The 10,970-nt window shown below is 63.2% G+C and carries 9 protein-coding genes, 2 tRNA genes and 2 pseudogenes; 8 read left to right on the top strand and 5 right to left on the bottom strand.

The window, feature by feature from the left end; translation table 11 throughout:
* The coding region (locus JOZ76_RS27255) for a methyl-accepting chemotaxis protein (protein ID WP_291703934.1) at positions 1–870 on the top strand (870 nt) is incomplete at its 5' end.
* Between the two features lie 189 nt (positions 871–1,059).
* Here the strand turns inward: JOZ76_RS27255 and JOZ76_RS27260 are convergent.
* Entirely contained in the window at positions 1,060–1,416 is a 357-nt protein-coding gene (locus JOZ76_RS27260; protein WP_291703936.1) for a DUF3175 domain-containing protein, read from the bottom strand.
* A 206-nt stretch (positions 1,417–1,622) separates the two neighbouring features.
* On the opposite strand from JOZ76_RS27260, the gene JOZ76_RS27265 reads away from it, so the two are divergent.
* From JOZ76_RS27265 to JOZ76_RS27275, 3 genes are all read left to right on the top strand, one after another.
* Positions 1,623–3,101 (top strand): MFS transporter, encoded by a 1,479-nt coding sequence (locus JOZ76_RS27265; protein ID WP_291703938.1) that lies wholly within the window; start codon positions 1,623–1,625, stop codon positions 3,099–3,101.
* 6 nt (positions 3,102–3,107) lie between these two features.
* Positions 3,108–3,944 carry a trehalose-phosphatase gene (gene otsB, locus JOZ76_RS27270; protein WP_291703940.1) on the top strand — a complete coding sequence of 279 codons (837 nt, stop codon included), beginning with the start codon at positions 3,108–3,110 and terminating at the stop codon, positions 3,942–3,944.
* Between the two features lie 377 nt (positions 3,945–4,321).
* On the top strand, positions 4,322–5,791 hold the full coding sequence (locus tag JOZ76_RS27275) for an alpha,alpha-trehalose-phosphate synthase (UDP-forming) (RefSeq protein WP_291703942.1): 1,470 nt from the start codon (positions 4,322–4,324) through the stop codon (positions 5,789–5,791).
* An 88-nt stretch (positions 5,792–5,879) separates the two neighbouring features.
* On the opposite strand, the pseudogene JOZ76_RS27280 reads toward JOZ76_RS27275, so the two are convergent.
* Positions 5,880–6,184: pseudogene (locus JOZ76_RS27280) on the bottom strand (hypothetical protein).
* 231 nt (positions 6,185–6,415) lie between these two features.
* On the opposite strand from JOZ76_RS27280, the gene JOZ76_RS27285 reads away from it, so the two are divergent.
* The 3 genes from JOZ76_RS27285 to JOZ76_RS27295 all read left to right on the top strand — a co-directional run bounded on the left by JOZ76_RS27285 (position 6,416) and on the right by JOZ76_RS27295 (position 8,025).
* Positions 6,416–6,505, top strand: a tRNA-Ser gene (locus tag JOZ76_RS27285).
* A gap of 160 nt (positions 6,506–6,665) precedes the next feature.
* The gene (locus JOZ76_RS27290; RefSeq protein ID WP_291703944.1) at positions 6,666–7,901 is read left to right on the top strand and encodes a tyrosine-type recombinase/integrase; all 1,236 of its coding nucleotides are present in this window, start codon (positions 6,666–6,668) and stop codon (positions 7,899–7,901) included.
* A gap of 41 nt (positions 7,902–7,942) precedes the next feature.
* Positions 7,943–8,025 (top strand) — tRNA-OTHER (locus JOZ76_RS27295).
* A 179-nt stretch (positions 8,026–8,204) separates the two neighbouring features.
* On the opposite strand, the gene JOZ76_RS27300 is transcribed toward JOZ76_RS27295, so the two are convergent.
* Positions 8,205–8,513 carry a hypothetical protein gene (locus JOZ76_RS27300; protein WP_291703946.1) on the bottom strand — a complete coding sequence of 103 codons (309 nt, stop codon included), beginning with the start codon at positions 8,511–8,513 and terminating at the stop codon, positions 8,205–8,207.
* Positions 8,514–8,566: 53 nt separating this feature from the next.
* On the opposite strand from JOZ76_RS27300, the pseudogene JOZ76_RS27305 reads away from it, so the two are divergent.
* Positions 8,567–8,911 (top strand): annotated as a pseudogene (locus JOZ76_RS27305) (transposase); the annotation flags it as partial.
* Positions 8,912–9,053: 142 nt separating this feature from the next.
* On the opposite strand, the gene JOZ76_RS27310 reads toward JOZ76_RS27305, so the two are convergent.
* Complete coding sequence (locus JOZ76_RS27310) at positions 9,054–10,076, bottom strand: UDP-glucuronic acid decarboxylase family protein (protein WP_291703948.1); 1,023 nt, start codon at positions 10,074–10,076, stop codon at positions 9,054–9,056.
* Positions 10,073–10,970 (bottom strand): hypothetical protein (locus JOZ76_RS27315; protein ID WP_291703949.1); only part of this gene is annotated, 898 nt, incomplete at its 5' end. The genes JOZ76_RS27310 and JOZ76_RS27315, both read right to left, overlap by 4 nt.

Genomic DNA, 10,970 nt, shown 5'->3' on the forward strand with positions numbered 1-10,970 from the left:
AACAAGGCGGCGGGTGCGGCACGGCGTTCCGAGCTGATCCGCTTTGCGGACGATTTTGAATCGGCGGTCGGCTCGATCGTGTCCAACGTGTCGGCCTCCGCGGTCCAGCTGGAACAGGCAGCGGGCACCCTGACGCGCACGGCCGAGACCACGCAGAGCCTGTCGAGCCAGGTCGCGGGCAATTCGGAGGAAGCCTCGGGTAACATCCAGTCGGTCGCGACCGCGACCGAGCAGCTGTCGGCGTCGGTCGGCGAAATCGGGCGCCAGGTGCGTGAATCCAGCCGGATCGCTGAATCCGCGGTAACGCAGGCGCAGGCGACCGACCAGCGCATCGGCAAACTGTCGCGCGCCGCGCAACAGATCGGCGATGTGGTCAAGCTGATCACGGCGATTGCCGAGCAGACCAACCTGCTCGCGCTCAACGCCACTATCGAGGCGGCGCGCGCCGGCGACGCCGGCCGCGGCTTTGCGGTGGTTGCCTCGGAGGTGAAGTCGCTGGCGAGCCAGACCGCGAAGGCGACCGACGAGATCTCCAATCACATCGCCGGCATGCAGGAGGCGACGAAGGAATCGGTCGGCGCGATCAAGGCGATCGGCGGCACCATCGCGGAGATCTCGAATATTGCGTCTTCGATCGCGAGCGCGGTCGAGCAGCAGGGCACGGCGACGCGCGAGATCGCTCAAAACGTGCAGAATGTCGCCCGCGGCACCCGCGATGCGGCGGCCAACGTGCTAAAAGTCAATCGCGGCGCCACCGAGACCGGCGAGGCCTCGGAGGAGGTGCTGTTATCGGCAAAGACGCTGTCGGTTGAAAGCACCCGCCTGCGTGCCGAACTCGACCGCTTCATGGCCAATATCCGCGCGGCTTAGCTTTCTTCGCCACAGCGTGCGCTCTCTCGCTCTCCTCCCCCTTTGCGGGGAGGGGTCGGGGGTGGGGTAGCCCACGAGAGATTCTCCCCGTGGCCCCCCTTCCCGAGCCGCCGCCGCAAGGGGGGGGAGGGGCGCACCTCCGATGCGGCTCCAGTTCAGCTTCCAATCATGCTTGTTGCCGAACACCGCTCATTCCTTCCCGAACTGGCGCTTCAGCTCGATCTTGGCGCGCTCGAGCCGCTCGCGCTGGGTCTTCGGCAGATTCTTTCCGGCGCGGTTGATGTAGAAGTTCAGCATCGACAGCGCCGAGCGGTAGGCGCCCGTCTTGCGGCGCTTGCTTCGCTCCGCCGAGCGCTTGAGCGAAGCCGCGATCCTGCTTGCGCTCGACAGCTTGAACACGCCGTGAACGAGATCGAGCGCGTCGCTCTGTTTCGTCACGCGCCGCGACCAGCGTTTTGGCGCAGCGCGCCGCGACGTGGATGCCTTGCCCGTGCGTTTGCGCGGCCGGGTCCCACGCAGATGCCTCCGGGTGTTGCGCTCAGCCATCGCCAACTCCTTCGTCATTTGAAGAAAGCATCGCCACCGCAATCGGTTCCTTGAGCCACCGTCGGGAACCGATGACCGGTCGGGACGTTGTCGCGGACGCGGCAATTGCCTGCCCAATCGTCTCGTGGCTTGGGTGTTTCGCCGCAAAGGCGCGGCGGAAATGTCAGGCGGCGTACGCAAACATCGTCTTGCTTTGGTCCGATCCGATGGAATTGCAGTCAGGCCTCGCATTCAACGATGGCGCCGCGCCGGACGCGCCCGCCCCTGACAATGTCATTGCAACCGACATTCCCGCGCGCCTCGATGCGCTCACCTGGAGCGGATTTCATACCCGCGTCGTGATCGCGCTCGGCATCACCTGGGTGCTGGACGGCCTGGAGGTGACGCTGGCCGGCGCACTGTCCGGCGCGCTGAAGGAGAGCCCCGCGCTGCATTTCTCCAATGTCGAACTCGGCATCGCCAACAGTGCCTATCTCGCCGGCGCCGTGCTCGGTGCGATCGGCTTTGGCTGGCTCACCGACCGGATCGGCCGCAAAAAGCTGTTCTTCATTACGCTGTCGGTCTATCTCACGGCGACCGCGACGACCGCGCTGTCCTGGAGTGTAGAGAGCTATGCGCTGTTCCGCTTTCTCACCGGCGCCGGCATCGGCGGTGAATACACCGCGATCAATTCGGCGATCCAGGAACTCGTGCCGGCGCGCTATCGCGGCTGGACCGACCTCGTCATCAACGGCAGTTTTTGGCTCGGCGCAGCGCTGGGCGCGGCAAGCGCGATCGTGCTGCTCGACCCGGCGGTTGCGGGCCCTGATGTCGGCTGGCGGCTTGCTTATCTGACCGGTGCGTGCCTCGGGCTGATCGTGTTTGCGATGCGCTTCTGGATTCCCGAGAGCCCGCGCTGGCTGATGATTCACGGCCAGCCGGAGCGCGCGCAGGCGATCGTCGCCGAGATCGAGCAGAGCGCGTGCGGCCAACGCCTGCCGCAGCAGGCCTATCCGCGCGTCCGCTTGCGGATGCGCGATCACACGCCCCTGCTCGAGGTGGCGACCACGCTGGTCTCGACCTACCGGCAGCGAACCCTGCTCGGACTTGTGCTGATGGGCGCGCAGGCGTTCTTCTACAACGCGATCTTCTTCACCTTCGCGCTGGTGCTGATCGACTTCTACGGCATCGCCTCCGACCAGGTCGGCTGGTACATCCTGCCGTTCGCCGCCGGCAATTTTCTGGGCCCGCTCCTGCTCGGGCGGCTGTTCGACACGCTCGGCCGCCGCACGATGATTACCCTGACCTATGGCGTCTCAGGCATCCTGCTCGCCGTGACCGGCTATTTGTTCTCGATCGGGGTCCTCAGCGCGCGGACCCAGACGGCAGCCTGGATGGTGATCTTCTTCTTTGCCTCGCCCGCGGCCAGCGCCGCCTACCTCACGGTGAGTGAAATCTTCCCGCTTGAAGTGCGGGCGCTCGCGATCGCGCTGTTCTATGCGGTGGGAACCGGAATCGGCGGCGTCGCCGGCCCGGCGCTGTTCGGCGCGTTGATCGACACCGGGTCGCGCGTGAGTGTCTTTTATGGCTACCTGTTTGGTGCGGGTCTGATGATCCTGGCCGCGCTGGTCGCACTGCGCTACAGCGTGGCGGCGGAACGGCAGCCGCTGGAAAAGGTGGCGCGGCCGCTCGCGTTCCTGGAGTAGGATCTGATGAAAGACAAGACGGCCGAGGCGGCGTTGCGCGATGCCACGTCGATAGCGAAAGAGACCGAGACGGATTGCGAACCCGTGACGCCCCCGGCGCTGCCGGGCCTCCGCGAACTTGCGATCCTGCTCGACATCGACGGCACGCTGATCGAGCTTGCGCCGACGCCGCGCGCGATCGTCGTACCCGACGGGCTCGTGGCCACGCTGCATGGCCTGCTCGAAAACACCGCCGGGGCGCTGGCGTTGGTCAGCGGGCGTTCGCTAGCCGATATCGACTGGATCTTTGCGCCGGACAAATTTCCGGCGGTCGGCGGCCATGGCGCGGAGATGCGTCTGTCGGCGGACATGGAGGCGGTCGATGTCCACGCACCGGCGATGGAAAAGGAATTGAAGCGGCGCCTTGCGGCCGTCGCGGAGATCGATTCGAAAATCCTGGTGGAAGACAAGGGCTATTCGCTCGCACTGCACTACCGCCTGGCGCCGCACGCGGAAAAAACCATCTACGCCGAAGTAGCGCGGATCAGGGCTGAGCTGTCGAGCGCGCCGCTGCAGCTGCTGCCGGGCAAGAGCGTGCTGGAGATCAAGCATGCCGGCTTCACCAAGGCGACTGGCGTGCGGGAATTGATGAGCCGTGTGCCGTTCAAGGGCCGTCGCCCGCTGTTCATTGGCGATGACGTCACCGACGAGAGCGTGTTCGACATCATGCCGGACTTCGCCGGCTTCTCCTTTTCGGTCGGACGGCGGGCGCGCGCCGTCTCCGGTCATTTCCATGCGCCAGCTGACGTGCGCGCATTTCTTGCGCAGCTATTGCGCGGGAACCAGCCGCCAGCACCTGCGTGACCGCAAGCGGAAGAAGGCAAGCGGAAGAAACATGTGCACAGTTAGACTAATTCAAGCATCCCCGCACCGCGCGTATCGCCGTCTTGCCTCAATTTGGCGGCTCCATGGCTCCAACGGATCGGCGCCTTTGTCGGAAAACGTTTGCGCGACAAAGGGTTCCGTGTTGCGCAGCGTGCTGCAGCAATTTCTCGTTATGCACTGCGGGGGAACCACGTTGATGAACAGACGTTAATTGCTCCAAGTGAGCTTGGTCACGTTCGTGCAGGGGCCGAGCTTGGAGTTCCGGTTTGGCGCGTCATGCAGCCCGCGATCAACAGTGGAACTCGGACCATGGTCCGGGTGAGGTCTGCAGGACGCATCTCACAGGAGGCAACGTCGTGAACCTCGTCGTCGTTTCGAATCGCGTCACGCGCGGCAAGGCCAATGAGCCGATGACCGGCGGACTGGCCGCCGCCTTGCTGCCGGTGGTGGAACAGTCCGGCGCGATCTGGGTCGGTTCAAGCGGGCGGCTGCGTGACGGCCCGCAGAAGGAGCGGTTCGCCGAAGTCGAAGCGCTCGGCGCGGGCGCGATCGCAATGCTCGACCTGCCGGCCGCGCACTATGGCGGCTTCTACGAGGGCTTTGCCAATTCGGCGCTGTGGCCGGCGCTGCATTCGCGCAGCGATCTGATCCGCGCCTCGCATGGCGATTATCTCTCCTATTGCGAGATCAACGCCTTCATGGCACGCGCGCTGCTGCGCTTCCGCAACCGGGACACCGCATTCTGGGTCCAGGACTATCATTTCCTTGCGCTTGGCGCGGAGCTGCGAAAACTCGGCGTCACCGAGCCGGTCGGTTTCTTCCTGCACACGCCCTGGCCCGCGCGCAACGTCATGTCAGGCGTTCCGCATCACCGCGAACTGGTCGAGGCGATGCTGGCCTATGACCTGATCGGCTTCCAGACCGACGAGGATTGCGAGAACTTCCTCGCCTATGTTGGCCAGGATCTCGGCCTCTCCGTGCAGGATAGCCGCGTGACGTCGCGGCGAGGAGGGATTGTTGGGCAGACGCGGTGTGCGACCTTTCCGATCGGTATCGATGCCGAGAAGTTCGCCCAGGCCGCCATGCGCGCGATCACACATCCGCAGGTCTCGCGGCTGCGCCGCAGCCTGCATGGCGAAAAACTCGCGATCGGCGTCGACCGGCTGGACTATTCCAAGGGCCTCGTCAATCGCATCAACGCGTTCGACCTGATGTGGACGCGGGAGCCGGCCTTGTTGCGCAACGTCTCGCTGTTGCAGATCGCGACCCCATCGCGCGGCGGAATCGAGGCCTATTGCAACCTGCAGAACGAGGTCGCGCGACTGGTCAGCGACGTCAACGGCCGCCATGGCGAGGTGGACTGGACGCCGATCCGCTATCTCAACAAGGGTTTTGGCCAGGCCGTGCTCGCGGGGCTCTACCGCTGCGCGCAGGTTGGCGTGGTGACGCCGCTGCATGACGGCATGAACCTGGTTGCCAAGGAGTATGCCGCCGCGCAGAATCCTGACGATCCCGGGGTGCTGGTGCTGTCGAAATTCGCCGGTGCGGCGAACGAGCTCGACGCGGCGCTGGTGGTGAATCCGAATGATGTCGATGGCATGGCGCGCGCGATCGCGACTGCGCTGTCGATGCCGCTGGCCGAACGGCGGCTGCGCTATGCTGCGATGATGGCGCGGCTGAACAGCCATACTATCCACGACTGGTTCAACGGCTTCGTCGGCGCGCTGCGCGATGCTCGGATCGAGAAGGAGACGGTCGAGCCGGCATTGCCGGCCCCGGCGATCCTGCCGCGCCGCTCCGCTGGCCCGGCGCTCCGCTATTATTGAAGCGGAAGGTTGGTCGAACAGCTCCCGCCGCAGGTGCGGTTCGCATCTCCCGCTTGCGGGGAGCGCGCACCTTCGATCCGGGTCCGATCTAATAACAATACGACACACCGTCCAGGATGGCGCATTCGCGCTTGTTCGGTGCGTTCGGATCATCGAGCGGCACCACGCCCTTGCCCTGGCCGACGAACAACCTGGCCCGACAGGGACCGGGGACTTGTTGCCGATGATGACGCTCGGATGCGGGGTCGCGCTCGAGCGCGTGCCGTCGGGCCAGATGATCGCCTGGCCGTCCCACGCGCCGTGCCGCCCGTCGTCGCAGCTGACCACGTTGCCCTGGCGCGTGCAGACGCCCCCAGCGACCGCGCTGCCAGGGCCGCCGGCTAACATCATCATGGCAAAAGCGATCTCTCGGTGGATCATCCAGGTTCCCCCAAAATCATGGGTGGCTGCAAATCAGTGGTCGATCGGGCTGCATTTCCGGTTCATCGCGCCGTCCCAGGGCGCGGAGTGGCGCCCCAAGCCTGCCGAAACGCGAAGCCAAATCAATATTTTACGGAAAAATCGGCCGGCTCGCGCGGCTCTCCCTTGCAAAAATCCGCCGCCGCCTTCAAGAGGGGGCGACACGGAGAGATGGCCGAGTGGCTTAAGGCGCACGCTTGGAAAGCGTGTGTGCGGGAAACTGTACCGTGGGTTCGAATCCCACTCTCTCCGCCAGCCCAGCGTTCGCATTTGTTCGCTGCCGTCCGTCAACCCTCTGGAAAATAGCCGTAATTTTGGCGTTTGATGTCGCCTCGCGTCCGCGCAGGATCGCCCAAAAACGTGGGTAAGTGCGCGCAGGATGTGGGTAGCATCGTGGGTAGGCTGCGAGGCGGAGATGGCGCATCTGGTGGGGCGGTTGACGGCGCTGAAGGTGGCGAAGGTCAAGAAGCCCGGCATGTACGCCGATGGCGCGGGCCTCTATCTGCAAGTCTCAGGCGACGGCGAAAACACGTCGGCTAAGTCCTGGATCTTTCGTTTCACCCTTCGCGGCCGCTCCCGCGAAATGGGCCTTGGTTCCTTTTCGATCTTTGGGCTGGCCGAAGCGCGCGCGAAGGTAGCCGAGTGTCGACGGCAGGTTTACGAAGGCATCGATCCGATCGAGGCGCGCCGCGCGCACCGCGCCCAAGCTGCCCTCGAGGCGGCCGCCGCGCTGACCTTCAAAGAATGCACCAAGCAGTATCTCGCGGCCCACAGCGCCGCCTGGCGCAATGCCAAGCACGCCGCGCAATGGAGCTCCACTCTGAAGACTTATGCCGAGCCAGTGATCGGTACGCTTTCGGTCCACAGCATCGACACCGCGCTGGTGACAAAGATCATCGAGCCGTTATGGTCGAAGAAGCCGGAAACGGCCTCGCGGCTACGCGGCCGGATTGAAGCCGTGCTCGATTGGGCGACGGCGCGCGGCTTTCGCCAGGGCGAAAATCCGGCTCGATGGCGCGGCCATCTCGACAAGCTGTTACCGGCACGTAGCAAGGTACGCAAAGTTAAGCACCATGCTGCTTTACCCTACGATGATCTGCCCGCATTCATGGCGGCTTTGCGCGCGCAAGAGGGCGTCTCGGCACACGCGCTCGAGTTCCTGATCCTTACGGCCGCGCGCACGGGCGAGGTGATCGGTGCGCGACCGGAAGAAATCAAGGACAAGGTATGGACGGTGCCGGCCGGACGCATGAAAGCCTCCAAGGAACACCGCGTTCCGTTGCCGGCGGCGGCGCTGACCATTGTCGAGACTCTGGGTAAAGAGCAGGGTGGGCCGTATCTGTTTCCGGGTGGCAAGCACGACAGGCCGCTCAGCAATATGGCCATGCTGGCGCTGTTGGACCGCATGGGACGATCGGACCTGACTGCGCACGGTTTCCGCTCGACTTTTCGTGACTGGGCTGCCGAGTGCACTAACTATCCGAGTGAAGTGGTGGAGATGGCGCTGGCTCACATCATCAGCAGCAAGGTCGAGGCCGCTTACCGCCGGGGCGACCTGTTCGAGAAGCGGAAATCGTTGATGTCCGATTGGGCAACGTTTTGCGCGTCAAGCGGAGGCGCGGATCAAAAGATCATCCCGATCTGCGCATGAAGTGCCTATTACCTGTCTTTTGACGTGCATTGCTCCGCCGCCGCGGGCGTGCGCCCGGCGCTCTCCTATTTCAAGCAGGCTCATAACCTGAAGGTCGCAAGTTCAAATCTTGCCCCCGCAACCAGACACGAAGCCCTTGGAAACGTTTCGTTTTCGAGGGCTTTTTGCTGTCCGCAATCTGGCTCGAAATTTCGCTCGTGGAAGCGTCGTGGAAGCGGCAGGAGGAAAGTCACTGCGTAGAAGCGGCGAGGGCGCAATGACTCAATTGTGATTGCGGGTCGATGTCGAAGCGCGGCAACTCTGCTACGCCGGCCACGCTGGTGCTAACCGTTTAGCTATGAATATGGGGGGCGGACGTTCGATCGTCCCGGGCGCGCCATTCCGGTCCCAAACCAGGAACACTTTGGAGGGGCTGGCTTCGCCGAAAATAGCCGCTCGCACGGCATCCTTGCTGCCGACGATTTTCACCGACTTGTCACCGACAATGATAGCGCCGATCAGCGTGCACAGATGCGCCTTGCGCGCGGGCGTTTCGCCATTATCGAGCAGGTCTGTCATGAGTTTGCTGAACGCAGTGATCCTTTCCGGGTCGATGCTGGCCGATGGCAGCACTAGCGACGCTGCGTGGTCATAGGCCGCCTGAGTCTTCTTGCGGTCGGCTTTGAGCTCAACAATTCGAGGCCCGGCGCAGGGCTTTCATTCGCAAATGGTGCGTCAAGCATCGTGCCGTCGCCGACAACCTCGAGGAAGCAGGCGCGCGCCTGTTGAGCTTTACCCGCCTGCCGCCCGAGCGACTGGAAGAGCGCGCGACTCCACCAACGCGATCGAGCGGCCGCACGAAGAATTCAAGCGACGGATCAAAGACGAAGACCGTGCAGCCTTCCGCCGAGACCGCCGCGATGTCGTTCTGGGCCTTGCTGGCCTCCGGCCAGATCTGCATGCGCAAAGTCGACGGCTGGAAGATCATCGCCGAAAAGTCGATCGCTCTGCTTATTGAGCTCGCCGCTTGAAAGGCGATGTTCAAGTTTCTCGGAAGCTACGCTACGACAATTCCAACCAAATTCCTGACGGCACCCTTGAAGCAGCAGCCGCCGCCTACTAACCGCGACGATGTTTGCGGTACCCCTAGTCAGTCGTCCGTAGAGAACCTTTTCAAGGCCTAGCGAGGTTTTCTCCGGATGACTCACCTGCAGCGATCCCGGAGCGGCGGCCTACCGGTTCTGCGAGGAGCGTCTCGAAATACGCTGTCGTGCGGATGAGTCCCTCTCGCAGCGAAGTTCGCGGAGTCCAGTTGAGTGCGGTGTTGATGCGCGAGATATCTGGGCGGCGTTGGCGCGGATCGTCTTGCGGTCGCGGTCGATAAACGATTTTCGAGCGCGAGCCGGTCAACTCGATCGCGAGTTCCGCGAGTTCGCGGATCGTGATCTCTTCGGGATTGCCGATGTTGAGCGGGCCGGTAATGTAGTTGGCCGAGTGCATCAGTCGTAGCAGGCCTTCGATCGTATCGTCGACATAGCAGAAGGCGCGAGTCTGTTCACCATCGCCAAAGATGGTGATATCGTCTCCGCGGAGGGCCTGGACGATGAAGTTGGAAGCCACGCGGCCGTCATTCGGATGCATGCGGGGCCCGTATGTATTGAAGATACGCGCGACCTTGATTGTGACACGGTGCTGCCGCCAATAGTCGAAGAACAGCGTCTCAGCGCAGCGCTTACCCTCGTCGTAACACGAGCGCGGTCCGATCGGATTGACGTTGCCCCAATAATCCTCGGTCTGCGGATGGATGATCGGATCACCATAGACCTCGGAGGTCGAGGCTTGCAGGATCGGGACTCTCAGCCGCTTGGCCAATCCCAGCATGTTGATGGCGCCGATCACACTGGTCTTGGTCGTCTGCACGGGGTCGTGCTGGTAATGGAGCGGCGAGGCTGGGCACGCGAGGTTATAGATCCGGTCCACCTCGACATACAGTGGGAACGTGACGTCGTGACGCATCAGTTCGAAGCGCCGCTGGCCAAGCAGGTGTTCGACATTGCGCCGCGTCCCAGTGAAGAAATTGTCGACGCACAAGACCTCTGCGCCGTTCGCAAGCAATCGCTCACAGAGATGCGAGCCAAGAAAGCCGCTGCCTCCGGTCACTAGGATGCGTTCGGCGAGATCGCTCCCCATCTTCATTTTCCTGTGGACGGGATGCCCGGAGCGGGCGGCTGGGCAGCCAGCTTCGCGATCTGCGTGACGGATCCGATCCATCGCGGGGAGGCGTGTAGGACTTCGAGGAACCACGCCTGATCGAGCACCGGCTTGTAAATGCGGAATGTCTTCATGACCGACAACGTCACGGCGGAATCGAGCGGGCTGAGATAGGAAATGTCACTGTCCAGAAAGTGTGGACTCTCGATCCATATGCCGAGTTGATTATCGCTCAGAAAGAAGCAGCCGGACGAAGGGTATGACGTGCGCTCGTAAGCGATAACGTCGTCTAGGAACGACAGCTCGAGCCGCGGCTGGTCCGCGATGTCCTGGTAGGGTGCGGTGACATGGGCAGCGAGTCGGTAATCGACATAAAGCTTGGTGACCGGTGGGATCGGCGAGGCCTCGTAGCGGTTGGGCTGCAAGAGCGCGTAGGGGCCAAATTTCTCGTCGAACAGGCGGCGCTTGCGGAGAAACAGAGGATCGGTAATGACAATGTCGTCCTCCACATACCCGTAATAGTCGTAGCGTCCATACGAATCGCGCATCAGCTTGTGGCACTCGAAGCCGAGCATGAGCGGGTCGGCGTCGGTCGAGTGATGGCGCAACATGCGCTGTAGGGGGGCGAGTTCATCGACGAGATGGGATTGCCCGGTCGTCACAATGACGATGTCGAGAGCGTGCGGAGCGGCTGGCGACATATGCCAGGCCGTCCGCTCGCCGTGGTCGAGGCCATAGGTGCTTCCCCCCAAAGCTTGGTGTAGGCTCGATATGGCGGCGATCAGCGCTCGGAGGCGTTCGTCATGGGCGCCGATCTGGGTCGAACGGTTAGTCGCGACTTGCACACTGGCCTTGAAAAAATGCGGCATGACGATGAGA

It is taken from the genome of Bradyrhizobium sp. (assembly GCF_019244115.1).
GTDB lineage: Bacteria > Pseudomonadota > Alphaproteobacteria > Rhizobiales > Xanthobacteraceae > Bradyrhizobium.